This window comes from Variovorax sp. WS11 (genome assembly GCF_010499245.1).
Taxonomy (GTDB): domain Bacteria; phylum Pseudomonadota; class Gammaproteobacteria; order Burkholderiales; family Burkholderiaceae_C; genus Variovorax.
Genome location: NZ_JAAGOW010000003.1, coordinates 159,089 through 171,598 on the forward strand (window position 1 = coordinate 159,089; position 12,510 = coordinate 171,598).

Sequence of the window (12,510 nt, forward strand, 5' to 3'; positions counted from 1 at the left end):
GAATGCGCAGTGCATCAGCTGTGAGACACCCCCTGCGTCACCGAAGCTTCATCATTACTTTTGTTTTCAACTTGCATCTTGCAGCGATTTGTAAGATGCGTTTACGCTTCGGCGCGACAACACCCCCGGCGACAGCAACAAGGGAGGGTTACATGGAGAAGAGTCACCCGCGCAGAACGCTGACGTTCCTCGCCTGTTCCTCGATGATCATGTCCGGCGCGGCCGCGCAGGCGCAAAGCGGCGCAGGCGCCCGGACGCCGAGCACCCCCAAGCCGCCGAGCACGACCAAGCGCATCGAGACCCTGCAGCAGCAGTTGCAGGAACAGGGCCGGCAGATCGATTCGCTGCGTCAGCAGGCGCAGGAACAGGAGGCCCGCTATCGCGAGCTGCAGGACCGCCTGCAGACCCAGGAAGCACGCAGCGCACCGCCGCGGCCGCCAGAAGGCGCAGCCCCCGCGGCCACGGCCGAGGCGGTGCCCGATACCGGAACAAGGCCCGTGCGCGTCGGCGTGGCGCCCAGCACCGAAGGGCCCGCGATGCCCGAGGTCGCTCCGCTATTCGACCAGCCCGGCATCCTCACGCCGCGCGGCAAGTTCGTCTTCGAGCCTTCGCTGCAGTACGCGTATTCGTCGAACAACCGGGTCGCACTGGTGGGCTACACCGTCATCCCCGCCTTGCTGATCGGCCTGGTCGATGTGCGGGAGGTCAAGCGCAACACGCTGACGGCGGCCGTCACCGGACGCTGGGGCGTCACCAATCGGCTAGAGCTCGAGGCCAAGGTCCCTTACGTCTACCGCTCCGACTCGACCATCAGCCGCGAGATCTTCACCGGCTCTGCCAACGAGCGCGTGTTCGACACCCGCGGCAACGCGCTCGGCGACGTCGAGCTGGCGGCGCGCTACCAGCTCAACGAGGGCAAGGGCAACTGGCCCTACATGATCGGCTCGCTGCGCTTCAAGACCCGCACCGGCAAGGACCCCTTCGAGGTGGTCACCGACTGCGTCACGCGCTGCATCGGCAACACCACCGGCACCGGCCTGCCGCTGGACCTGCCCACCGGCTCGGGCTTCTATTCGCTGCAGGCCGGCCTGACCTGGCTGCTGCCCTCCGACCCGGCGGTGTTCTTCGGCAGCTTCACCTACACCTGGAACTACGGCCGCGACAACCTCAGCCGGCTGGTGCTCAACGGCGAACGGGAATTCATCGGCGAGGTGAAGCCCGGCAACATCTTCGGCATGAACTTCGGGATGGGGCTGGCGCTCAACGAGCGCTCCTCCTTCAGCGTCGGCTTCGAGCTGAACTCCATCGGCAAGACCCGGCAGAACGGCTTGCCGGTCGTGACCTCGGTGCGCACGCAACTGGGGTCGCTGCTCCTGGGCTATGCCTACCGCATCAACGAGAAGACCTCGCTGAACGTCACCGTCGGAGCGGGGCTGACGCGCGACACGCCCGACCTCACCCTGACCGTGCGGGTGCCGATCTCGTTCTAGGCTTCAGGAGCACACATGGCCCATCGGAGCCTGCTTTACGTCGCGCTCGGCGGCGAGGCGCGCGAGCTGCGCGAGCAGCTGCTCGCCGGCGGCTGGGAGCTCGCGCAGGCGGCAGACATGGCGGCGGCGAGCCGCCTGCAGGCCCATCGGCGCTTCCCGGTCGCACTGCTGGCGATCGGCGATTCGCTGCCGGTGCCGGAGACGGCGATCGAGGCCTGCGTCAACGCCTCCAACGGCACGGAGTGGGTGGCGGTGTGTGAGCCGCCCGCACTGGAATCGCCGGCCTTTCGTGACCTGGTGCTGGGCTACTTCTTCGACCATGCGCCCTTGCCGCTGGACGCCCGCGAGCTGATGGTGATGCTGGAGCATGCCAGCCGCCGTGCGTTGCTGCGGCGCCGGCACGAGGCCCAGATGCATGTGGCCGACACGCTGGGCATGGTCGGGCAGGGCCCCGCCATCACGCGCCTGCGCCAGCAGATTCGCCGCGTGGCCGCCACCGATGCGCCGGTGCTGATCGGCGGCGAGAGCGGCAGCGGCAAGGAGCTGGCGGCGCGTGCCATCCATCAATGCTCGCTGCGCTCGGCCGGGCCTTTCGTGGCGGTGAACTGCGGCGCGATCTCGCCCACGCTGATCCAGTCCGAGCTGTTCGGCCATGAGCGTGGCGCCTTCACCGGCGCCTCCTCGGAGCGCCGCGGGTTGATCGAAGCGGCCAATGGCGGCACCGTCTTCCTCGACGAGATCGGCGACCTGCCGCTGGAGCTGCAGACCAATCTGCTGCGCTTCCTGCAGGAGAAAACCATCAGCCGCGTGGGCGGCGTTCGCAGCCTGCGGGTGGATGTGCGGGTGCTGGCCGCGTCGCATGTGGACCTGGCGGAGGCGGTTGCCGTCGGCCAGTTCCGCGACGACCTCTTCTACCGGCTCAACGTGCTGTCCATCGAGCTGACGCCGCTGCGCCGCCGGATGGAGGATGTGCCGATGCTCGCCGAGCACTTCTTCCAGTGCTGCGCGGGCAGCGGCAAGACGCGCGTGAAGGGCTTCAGCCGGCAGGCCCTGGCGGCCCTGATGGCGCACGGCTGGCCCGGCAACGTGCGCGAGCTCTACAACCGTGTGCAGCGAGCGGTGGTGATGAGCGAGATGCGGCTGATCGGCCCGGCCGACCTCGGGCTGGCGGAGGTGGAGAGCCCGGCGTGCCTGGAGCTGGATGCGGCCCGCACCCTGGCCGAGCGCGATGCCATCTGCCTCACGCTGACGCGCGTCGGGCGCAACGTCACGCGGGCCGCGCGCGAGCTCGGCGTGTCGCGCATGACCCTGTATCGCCTGATGGACAAGCACAGCATCGCGACGGGCGCGCCGCAGGTTCCCTATACGGGGCCCAAGCCGCCCGCGGCCTTGCCGCTGCGCACCGCGCCTTCGATCGTCGCCGGGTAGGGGCCCTCGACGTAGTCGCCGCAGGCCACGAGGCCGGGGGCGATGCGCGCCGGCGGGCGTTCGAGCCCCGGCGTGCAGGCGAAGGTGGCGCGCTTCTCGACCACCGTCAGCAGCGGCTGCAGGCCGGCGAGGCCCAGTTGCTCGCGCGCCTGCGCCAAGACCTGCTGCTGCAGCGCCTCGCGTTCCTCGCTGCTGGCGCTGACCACGAAGCTCAGCAGGCCCGGCGGCCCGCCGAGCTGGCCGCGGTCGAAGATGAACTGCGCGGGCGCGCCGGCGGACGAGCGCAGCGCAAGCATCGGCGCGGACAGCGCCGGGCCGCCGGTGACGTAGACGGTGGCGATGGCTTCGTGCGCCAGCGCCTGGGCCGATTGCGACCAGGCCGCGGCTTCGAGCAGGCCGGCCCCGGCGGCGAGGCGCGCGGCTTCCCAGGGCGGGCAGGCGAGCACCACGCGGTCGAAGCGTTCGCCGTCGGCCAGCCAGCCCGTGGTGTCGCGGGCGATGGCCTGCACGCGCGTGCCGGTCAGAACGCGCGTTCCGTGCTGGGCCAGCCAGCGCGCCGCCGCGTCGGGCAGCAAGGCGCCGAGGTCGACGCGGGGCAGCAGCAGGTCGGCGCCGCCGCGTTCGGTGAAGAGGGCGTCGTGCAGCACGCGCAGGAAGACCTGGCCGCTGGCGTGTTCGACGGGGGTGTTGAGGGCGGAGATGCACAGCGGCTCGACCAGCTCGCGCCGCACGCGCGGCGTGAGGCCGGCGCACAGCTGGCCGACCGAGGTCGACGGATCGCAGAGGAAGCCGCCCGCGCGCCAGGCGAGCGCGCTGCGCAGCAGCGCGGCCTTGTCGCGCCAGGACCAGCCGCGCGCGCCGAGGATGCCGGCCAAGAGGTCCAGCGGCGGCGGCCAGCCCGGCGGCACCGCGAGGCCGCCGCCGTCGGCGAAGCGCAGCCGCAGCGGCATGCGGTGCAGCACCGCCGCGGGATCGATGCCCAGCTCGCGCATCAGGCCCAGGGTCGCGCTGTAGGCGCCGATCAGGATGTGCTGGCCGTTGTCGAGCAGGACCGGCGCGCCGCCCGGCAGCTGCGCTGGCAGGGCCCGCGCGCGGCCGCCGAGCGTGCGCGCGGCCTCGAACACGGTCACCGCGTGGCCGGCGCGCGTGGCCTCGATGGCGCAGGCCAGGCCGGCCCAGCCGGCGCCGATGATTCCGATCGTCTTCACAACCTGCCGAGGGCTTGCACGCGCCACGCCAGCCACAGCTTGCGCAACGGCGTCAGGCTCACGCGCTGGTCCAGCACCCGGAAGTCGTCGTGCTCGATCTCGCGCAGCAGGGTGCGGTAGATGCTGGCCATCATCAGCCCCGGCTTCTGCGCGCGGCGGTCGGCCGCGGGCAGCAGGGCGAGCGCTTCGTCGTAGGCTGCGTGGGCGCGCTCGGCCTGGAACTTCATGAGGGCGACGAAGCGCTCCGAATGCAGGCGGTTGAGCACCTCGTGCGCCTTGACGTCGAACTGCTGCAGCTCGTTGACCGGCAGGTAGATGCGCCCGCGCAGCGCGTCCTCGCCGACGTCGCGGATGATGTTGGTCAGCTGCAGGGCCAGGCCCAGCTTGTGGGCGTAGGCGGTGGTCTGTGCGTCGGTCTGGCCGAAGATGCGCGCCGCCCCTTCGCCCACCACGCCGGCTACCAGGTGGCAGTAGCGCTTGAGGGCCGCGAAGTCGAGGTAGCGGGTCTGGTCCAGGTCCATCTGGCAGCCGTCGATCACCTCGTGCAGCTGGCGCGCCTCGATGCCGTAGGCGCCGGCGTGCGGCATCAGCGCCTGCATCACCGGATGCTGGGGATGGCCGTCGAAGGCCTGCGCGACTTCCTTGCGCCACCAGGCCAGCTTGGTGGCGGCGACGCCGGGGTCGCTGACCTCGTCGACCACGTCGTCGACCTCGCGGCAGAAGGCGTAGAAGGCGGTGATGGCGGCGCGCCGCGGCTTGGGCAGGAAGAGGAAGGCGTAGTAGAAGCTGCTGCCCGAGGCGGCAGCCTTGTCCTGGACGTACTGCTCGGGCGTCATCGTGGAAAACTCGTCATCGCGGGCGATTGTCTCCGCATCCGCAGGGCGCGCCAGGCCAGCAGCGGGGCATCGGCCTTGCCGATGGTCGGGCGCTGCGACCAAGTGTCGAAGCCCAGGGCCTCGATCTTGTCGAGGATGCGCAAGCCGCCCTGGACGACGAAGCGCAGCTCCCAGCCGGCGCGGCCCGGCAGGCGGTGCACGAGCGGTGCGCCTTCGTTCATCAGGTCGCGGGCCCAGGCCACCTGGGCTGCGACCAGCGCGATGGCGGCCGGCGGCGGGGCGGGCAGCGCCAGCGGCCTGAAGGCGCGGAAGTCCTCGGCCGTGAGGCCGTGCGATGCGACCTCGGCCGCGGGCAGGTAGTAGCGGCCGCGCGGGAGGTCGACGCTCAGGTCCTGCCAGAAATTGATCAGCTGCAGCGCGCTGCAGATGGCGTCGCTCCGGGCGAGGGCGCGCGCGTCGTCCACGCCGTAGAGATGCAGCAGCAGCCGGCCGATCGGGTTGGCCGAGCGGCGGCAGTAGTCGAGCAACTCGGCGCGGTCGGCATAGCCGGCGGCGTCGCGGGTCTTCTCGATGTCCTGCATGAAGGCCGAGAGCAGGTCGGCCAGCAGGGGCTCGGGCAGGGCGAAGTCGCGCATGGCCTGCGCAAGCGGGCCGAAGACCTCGGGCCAGCGCGCCGAAGGCGTGGCGCCGCGGGCCGCGGCCGCGAGCTCGGCGCGAAAGGCCCGCAGGTCCTCGAGGCGCTGGGCCGCAGCGGCCACGCCCTCGTCGGCGATGTCGTCGGCCGTGCGGGCGAAGCCGTAGATCGCCGCGATGGGCGGCCGCAGCCGCGGCGGGCACAGCCAGGAGGCGACCGGAAAATTCTCGTAGTGGGTGGGCGCCGCAGCGGCGGCAGGGTAGGGCGTGGAAGGCACGCGCCGGATTGTCGTGTACCGCGCAGTACGATCGTCGCGCCGCAGCCACCCCCTTTGTCATGACCTCTCCCGCGCAGACGCTGAGCCCAGCCGATCCCGGCACGCATGCCAAGGCCGGGCCCGGCCTCATGATCGCGGCGCTCGGCGTGGTCTTCGGCGACATCGGCACCTCGCCGCTCTATGCCTTCAAGGAAACGCTCAATCCCGATCACGGGGTGGCCTTCTCGCCGGATGCGGTGCTGGGCCTGCTGTCGCTGATCTTCTGGGGCCTGACGTTCGTGGTGACGCTGAAGTACGTGGTCTTCGTGCTGCGCGCCGACCACGACGGCGAGGGCGGCATCCTTGCGCTGCAGGCGCTGGCGCGCAACGCGGTCGCCGGGACGCGGACGCGGCCCTGGGTCTGGAAGGCGATCGGCGCCTTGGGCCTGGTCGGCGCCGCAATGTTCTACGGCGACAGCCTGATCACGCCGGCCATCTCGGTGCTCTCGGCGGTCGAGGGCCTGGAGGTCGAGGCGCATGCGCTCAAGCCCTTCGTGATCCCGATCACCCTCCTGATCCTGGTCGGCCTGTTCGCGGTGCAGCGCCAGGGCACCGGCGTGGTGGGCAAGGTCTTCGGCCCGGTGATGCTGCTGTGGTTCCTGGTAATCGGGCTGGCGGGCCTGTGGCAGGTGCTGCAGCAGCCGCAGGTGCTGGCCGCCCTCGATCCGCGCCGGGCGGCGGGCTTCCTGCTGACGCACCATGCGCAGTCGCTGGCGGTGCTGGGCGCCGTGTTCCTGGCCTTCACGGGCGGCGAGGCGCTGTATGCCGACATGGGGCATTTCGGCGCGCGGCCGATACGGCTGGCCTGGATGTTCCTGGCCCTGCCGGGGCTGGCGCTCAACTACTTCGGGCAGGGGGCGCTGGTGCTGGCCAATCCGGCGGCGGTCGACAACCCCTTCTTCCGGATGTTCCCGGGCTGGAGCGTGCTGCCGATGGTGGTGCTGGCCGCGATGGCCACGGTGATCGCCTCGCAGGCGGTGATCTCGGGCGCCTTCTCTCTGACCGCGCAGGCCATGCGCATGGGCTACCTGCCGCGCATGCGGGTGGTCCAGACCTCGGGCGAGGCCATCGGCCAGATCTACGTGCCGTCCGTCAACTGGCTGCTGATGGTCGGCGTGCTGGCGCTGGTGCTGGGGTTCCGCAGCTCCAGCGCCTTGTCGGCGGCCTACGGCATCGCGGTCTCGGTCACGATGGTCACGACCACGCTGCTGGCCGGCGTGGTGGCCTTCAAGCTGTGGCACTGGAACCGCGTGGCGGTGGTGCTGGGCGTGCTGGCCTTCGCGGCGGTCGACCTGGGCTTCGTGGTGGCCAACAGCCTCAAGATCCATGAGGGCGGCTGGCTCACGCTGGCGGTGGCCGCGTTCGCGCTGCTGATCTTCACCACCTGGGCCAAGGGACGCCGCCTGGGCTTGGCGGCCGCGGCGGCGCAGCAGGTGCCGCTCGAGCCCTTCGTCGAGTCGCTGGCGCTCAGCATGCCGCACCGGGTGCACGGCACCGCGGTCTTCCTCAACCCGGACATCAATGCGGTGCCGCATGCGCTGCTGCACAACCTCAAGCACAACCAGGTGCTGCACGAGCAGGTGATCCTGCTGCGCGTGGAGGCCCGCGATACGCCGCGCGTCGACGCGCAGCAGCGCATCGAGGCCCGCTTCATGGGCCACGGCATCTGGGCCATGACGGCGCGCCACGGCTTCATGGAGCGGGCCAACGTGCCCGAGTTCATCCGCATCCTGGCCTACCAGAAGACGCTGGCGATCGAGTCGATGAGCACCTCCTATTTCGTCTCGCGCGCCACGCTGGGCGACAAGCCGCTGCCGGGCATGAACCCGGTGCGCCGTGCGCTGTTTGCCTGGATGCAGCGCAATGCGGGGCGCGCCTCGGACTACTTCGGCATCCCCGGCAACAGCCTGGTCGAGCTGGGTCAGCGGACCTGAGCCCTTCGCGCGTCATTGACAGCGGTTCGCGTTTACCCTAAATTACTAACCGGCCGGTCATTAATGACCCCGATCGTTTTGCCTAGGGTGCTCCATGACCGCGTCATCCGCTTCTCCCGCCTTCCGTCACGCCGGCCTCCTGCTTGTGGCCGCCCTTGCGCTCGCGGGTTGTTCCCGCCCCCAGCCCGCTGAAGAGCCGCTGCGCGCGGTCAAGGTGATGGCGGTGGGCACCAGCGCCTACGGCAGCGAGCCGGAGTTCTCCGCGGAGGTGCGGGCCCGCGTCGAATCGCGGCTGGGCTTCCGCGTGGCGGGCAAGATCACCCGCCGGCAGGCCGAGCTCGGCCAGCAGGTGAAAGCCGGCCAGGTGCTGGCGCAGCTCGATCCGCAGGACTACCGGCTGGCGGCCGAGGCGGCCCGGGCCCAGCACGCCGCCGCGCTGACCAACCGCGACCTGGCCCAGGCCGATCTCAAGCGCTACCGCGGCCTGCGCGAGCAGAACTTCATCAGCGCCGCCGAGCTGGAGCGGCGCGACAGCACCTACAAGGCGGCGCAGGCCCAGCTCGAGCAGGCGCAGGCGCAGATGTCCTCGCAGGGCAACCAGGCGCAGTACACGACGCTGGTGGCCGACGTGCCGGGCATCATCACAGCGATCGAGGCCGAGCCGGGCCAGGTGGTGACGGCCGGCACGCCGGTCGTGCGCATCGCGCAGGACGGCGCGCGCGACGTGGTGTTCTCGGTGCCGGAAGACCGGGCCGCCCTGGTCAAGCCGGGCTCGGCGGTGGCCGTGCGCGGCTGGTCCGACGGCAAGGAGATGGAAGGCAAGGTGCGCGAGGTGGCGGCCAGCGCCGACGCGGTGACGCGCACCTACACCGTCAAGGTCGCCATCGATGCCGCCACGGCGCCGGCCCTGGGCGCCACCGTCTTCGCCCGGCCGCAGGCGCTGTCGCGCAGCGGCACGCCGGTGCTGAAGCTGCCGACCAGCGCGCTGCGCCAGGAAGGCAAGGGCAGCGCGGTCTGGGTGCTCGACAAGGCGAGCATGACGGTGCGCTCGCAGCCGGTGCAGGTGGCCACGGCGGACGGCAACGAGGCGGTGATCGGCAGCGGCCTCACGCCGGGGATGCTGGTGGTGGTGGCCGGCGTGCACGTGCTGTCGCCGGGGCAGAAAGTGTCGATCTACCGCGAGAAGACGGCTGCGCCCGCGGGGGCCGCGGCGATGCAGGAGGCCGTGAACGCGCCGGGCCAGGTCACCCCGATTTCCTCCACCCGCTGAGGACGGTTCAATGACGTCAGAGACCACCGTCGCCGGGGCCGGCAAGGCCGGCTTCAACCTCTCGAAGTGGGCGCTGGACCATCCGGCGCTTACCCGCTACCTGATGCTGGTGCTGATGCTGCTGGGCTTCGCGGCCTACTTCCAGCTGGGCCAGGACGAGGACCCGCCCTTCACCTTCCGCGCGATGGTTGTGCGCACCTATTGGCCCGGCGCGACGGCGCAGCAGGTGGCCGAGCAGGTCACCGACAAGCTCGAGCGCGCGCTGCAGGAGGCGCCCTACGCCGACAAGATCCGCAGCTACTCCAAGCCCGGCGAGTCGCAGATCATCTTCCAGATCAAGGACTCCTCGAAGCCCGGCGATGTGGCCAACGTCTGGTACACGGTGCGCAAGAAGATCGGCGACATCCGCGGCACCCTGCCGGCGGGCATCCAGGGCCCCTTCTTCAACGACGACTTCGGCGACGTCTACGGCGTGATCTACGCGCTGGAGAGCGACGGCTTCAGCTACGCCGAGCTCAAGACCTTTGCCGACGACGTGCGCCAGCAGCTGCTGCGCGTGAAGGACGTGGCCAAGGTCGAGCAGTTCGGCGTGCAGGACGAGAAGGTCTTCGTCGAGGTCTCGCAAAAGCGCCTGGCGCAATTGGGGCTGGACTTCAACACGGTGCTGTCGCAGCTCGGGCAGCAGAACGCGATCGAGAGCGCCGGCACGATCCAGGCGCCGCAGGACGTGGTGCAGGTGCGGGTGGCCGGCCAGTTCACCAACGTGGAGCAGCTGCGCGCGATGCCGATCCGCGGCACTTCGGGCAGCCAGATGCGCCTCGGCGACATCGCGGAGATCCGGCGGGCCTACGTCGATCCCCCGCAGGTCAAAGTGCGGCACCAGGGCAAGGAGGTGATCGCGCTGGGCATCTCCATGGCCAAGGGCGGCGACATCATCGCGCTCGGCGAGTCGCTGCGCGCGGCCACCGACGACATCGACAAGCGCCTGCCGGCGGGCGTGAAGCTGGCGCAGGTGCAGGACCAGCCGGTGGCGGTCGCGACCTCGGTCAACGAGTTCGTGCGGACGCTGATCGAGGCGGTGGCGATCGTGCTGGCGGTGAGCTTCATTGCGCTCGGGCTGCACAAGGGCGGACGCTTCGGGTACTTCATCGACATCCGCCCGGGGCTGGTGGTGGCGATCACGATCCCGCTGGTGCTGGCCGTGACCTTCCTCGCGATGAACTACTTCGGCATCGGGCTGCACAAGATCTCGCTGGGCTCGCTGATCATCGCGCTCGGCCTCTTGGTGGACGACGCGATCATCGCGGTCGAGATGATGGTGCGGAAGATGGAGGAGGGCTACGACAAGGTGCGTGCCGCCACCTTCGCCTACGACGTCACGGCCAAGCCGATGCTGACCGGCACGCTGATCACGGCCGCGGGCTTCCTGCCCATCGGCATCGCGAAGTCGGTGACCGGCGAGTACACCTTCGCGATCTTCGCGGTGACGGTGATCGCGCTGGTGCTGAGCTGGCTTGTGTCGGTCTACTTCGTGCCCTACCTCGGCACCTTGCTGCTCAAGGTCAAGCCGCACAATCCCGAGGATCCGCCGCACGAGCTGTTCGACTCGCCCTTCTACAACACCTTCCGGCGCACGGTGAACTGGTGCGTCAAGCACCGCTGGCTGACCATCGGCGCGACGCTGCTGACCTTCGCGCTGGGCATCGTCGGGATGGGCAAGGTGCAGCAGCAGTTCTTCCCCGATTCGAGCCGGCCGGAGATCATGGTCGACCTGTGGTTCCCCGAAGGCACCTCCTTCGCCGCCAACGAGGAGGTGGCCAAGCGGGTCGAGCAGCGCCTGCTGAAGGAAGAGGGCATCACCACCGTCAGCACCTGGGTCGGCTCCGGCGTGCCGCGCTTCTACCTGCCGCTGGACCAGGTGTTCCCGCAGACCAACGTCTCGCAATTGATCGTGCTGGCCAAGGACCTCAAGTACCGTGAGTCGCTGCGCCTCAAGCTGCCGGGGCTGCTGGCAGAGGAGTTCCCCGAGATCCGCGGCCGCATAAAGCTGCTGCCCAACGGACCGCCGGTGGCCTATCCGGTGCAGTTCCGAGTGATCGGCACCGAGCCGGAGCTGCTGCGCACGCATGCCGACGAGGTCAAGGCGATCATGCGCGACAACGCCAACATGCGCGGCGTGAACGACAACTGGAACGAGTCGGTCAAGGTGATCCGGCTCGAGGTGGACCAGGACAAGGCGCGCGCCCTCGGCGTCACCAGCCAGGCCATCGCGCAGGCCTCGCGCACGATGTTCAGCGGCACCACCATCGGCCAGTACCGCGAGAACGACCTGCTGATCGACATCGTGCTGCGCCAGCAGCCCGACGAGCGCGAGGCGATCTCGGACATCGGCAACGCCTACCTGCCGACCAGCTCGGGCCGCTCGATCCCGCTCACGCAGATCGCTCGGCCGGTGTTCAGCTGGGAACCCGGCGTGATGTGGCGCGAGAACCGCGACTACGCGATCACGGTGCAGGGCGACATCGTCGAGGGGCTGCAGGGCGCCACCGTCACCGAGCAGCTGCTGCCGGCGCTGCGCAAGCTGGAGGCCAAGTGGCATGCCGAAGGGCAGGGCGCCTACCGCATCGAAGTGGCGGGCGCGGTGGAGGAGAGCAGCAAGGGCTCGTCCTCGATCGTGGCCGGCGTGCCGATCATGCTGTTCCTGGTCTTCACGCTGCTGATGCTGCAGCTGCACAGCTTCAGCCGCTCGATGCTGGTCTTCCTGACCGGGCCGCTGGGCATCGCCGGCGTGGCCGGCGCGCTGCTGGTGACGAACCGGCCCTTCGGCTTCGTGGCGCTGCTGGGCGTGATCGCGCTGATGGGCATGATCCAGCGCAACGCAGTGATCCTGATCGACCAGATCGAGCACGACCGCGCGGCCGGCGTGCCGACCTGGGACGCGATCGTCGAGTCGGCCGTGCGCCGGCTGCGGCCCATCGTGCTGACCGCGGCGGCGGCGGTGCTGGCGATGATCCCGCTGTCGCGCAGCGTGTTCTGGGGGCCGATGGCGATCTCGATCATGGGCGGCCTCATCGTCGCTACCGTGCTGACGCTGCTGGCCCTGCCGGCGATGTACGCGGCCTGGTTCCGCGTCAGGCGGGATGAGCACAACCCCGCCAAGGAGGCCGAGGAGGCCCTGGTTCGCGCTTAAAATACGCGGTTGACCGATTTCAGGCGGTCGGCTTTCCCGGCCGGCTGCTATTCGAATGCGAAGGCGGCCTCCGGGCCGCCTTCCGTATTCATCACCTGAAAAAACTGGAACCGCGCGGGTGGCGAAATTGGTAGACGCACCAGGTTTAGGTCCTGACGTTCGCAAGAACGTGCCGGTTCGAGTCCGGCCCCGCGCACCAGCACA

At 70.0% G+C, this 12,510-nt stretch carries 8 protein-coding genes and 1 tRNA gene; 6 read left to right on the top strand and 3 right to left on the bottom strand.

What is annotated here, in order from left to right:
* The first annotated feature begins 152 nt into the window (after window positions 1–152).
* Together GXN78_RS26510 and GXN78_RS26515 are read left to right on the top strand one after the other, a co-directional pair.
* Window positions 153–1,490, top strand: coding sequence for an acetate kinase (locus tag GXN78_RS26510; RefSeq protein WP_106558353.1), 1,338 nt, complete (start codon window positions 153–155; stop codon window positions 1,488–1,490).
* Window positions 1,491–1,505: 15 nt separating this feature from the next.
* Window positions 1,506–2,918: a sigma-54 dependent transcriptional regulator gene (locus GXN78_RS26515; RefSeq protein ID WP_106558354.1), complete on the top strand. Its 1,413-nt coding sequence runs from the start codon at window positions 1,506–1,508 to the stop codon at window positions 2,916–2,918.
* Here GXN78_RS26515 and hpnE read toward each other — a convergent pair.
* From hpnE to hpnC, 3 genes are read right to left on the bottom strand one after another with little or no spacing between them, the layout of a single operon-like run.
* A complete protein-coding gene (gene hpnE, locus GXN78_RS26520) occupies window positions 2,852–4,126 on the bottom strand; it encodes a hydroxysqualene dehydroxylase HpnE (RefSeq protein WP_106558355.1) in 1,275 nt (424 codons plus the stop codon). The two genes, GXN78_RS26515 and hpnE, sit on opposite strands and share 67 nt — an antisense overlap.
* Window positions 4,123–4,962 (bottom strand): presqualene diphosphate synthase HpnD, encoded by an 840-nt coding sequence (gene hpnD / locus GXN78_RS26525; RefSeq protein ID WP_106558356.1) that lies wholly within the window; start codon window positions 4,960–4,962, stop codon window positions 4,123–4,125. Before hpnD ends, hpnE begins: the two co-directional genes overlap by 4 nt.
* Window positions 4,959–5,873 (bottom strand): squalene synthase HpnC, encoded by a 915-nt coding sequence (gene hpnC / locus GXN78_RS26530; RefSeq protein WP_308812422.1) that lies wholly within the window; start codon window positions 5,871–5,873, stop codon window positions 4,959–4,961. Before hpnC ends, hpnD begins: the two co-directional genes overlap by 4 nt.
* 128 nt (window positions 5,874–6,001) lie before the next feature.
* On the opposite strand from hpnC, the gene GXN78_RS26535 reads away from it, so the two are divergent.
* From GXN78_RS26535 to GXN78_RS26550, 4 genes are all read left to right on the top strand, one after another.
* The gene (locus GXN78_RS26535; RefSeq protein WP_106558396.1) at window positions 6,002–7,846 is read left to right on the top strand and encodes a potassium transporter Kup; all 1,845 of its coding nucleotides are present in this window, start codon (window positions 6,002–6,004) and stop codon (window positions 7,844–7,846) included.
* Window positions 7,847–7,940: 94 nt separating this feature from the next.
* On the top strand, window positions 7,941–9,116 hold the full coding sequence (locus tag GXN78_RS26540; RefSeq protein ID WP_106558358.1) for an efflux RND transporter periplasmic adaptor subunit: 1,176 nt from the start codon (window positions 7,941–7,943) through the stop codon (window positions 9,114–9,116).
* A gap of 10 nt (window positions 9,117–9,126) precedes the next feature.
* A complete protein-coding gene (locus tag GXN78_RS26545) occupies window positions 9,127–12,306 on the top strand; it encodes an efflux RND transporter permease subunit (protein ID WP_106558359.1) in 3,180 nt (1,059 codons plus the stop codon).
* A 112-nt stretch (window positions 12,307–12,418) separates the two neighbouring features.
* Window positions 12,419–12,505 (top strand) — tRNA-Leu (locus tag GXN78_RS26550).
* Window positions 12,506–12,510: the final 5 nt, after the last annotated feature.

What these genes read in the sequence shown, in the direction of transcription:
- GXN78_RS26510 (WP_106558353.1), top strand. Translation starts at nt 153, where the DNA reads ATGGAGAAGAGTCACCCGCGCAGAACGCTGACGTTCCTCGCCTGTTCC.
- GXN78_RS26515 (WP_106558354.1), top strand. Translation starts at nt 1,506, where the DNA reads ATGGCCCATCGGAGCCTGCTTTACGTCGCGCTCGGCGGCGAGGCGCGC.
- hpnD (WP_106558356.1), bottom strand. Translation starts at nt 4,962, where the DNA reads ATGACGCCCGAGCAGTACGTCCAGGACAAGGCTGCCGCCTCGGGCAGC.
- GXN78_RS26535 (WP_106558396.1), top strand. Translation starts at nt 6,002, where the DNA reads ATGATCGCGGCGCTCGGCGTGGTCTTCGGCGACATCGGCACCTCGCCG.
- GXN78_RS26540 (WP_106558358.1), top strand. Translation starts at nt 7,941, where the DNA reads ATGACCGCGTCATCCGCTTCTCCCGCCTTCCGTCACGCCGGCCTCCTG.
- GXN78_RS26545 (WP_106558359.1), top strand. Translation starts at nt 9,127, where the DNA reads ATGACGTCAGAGACCACCGTCGCCGGGGCCGGCAAGGCCGGCTTCAAC.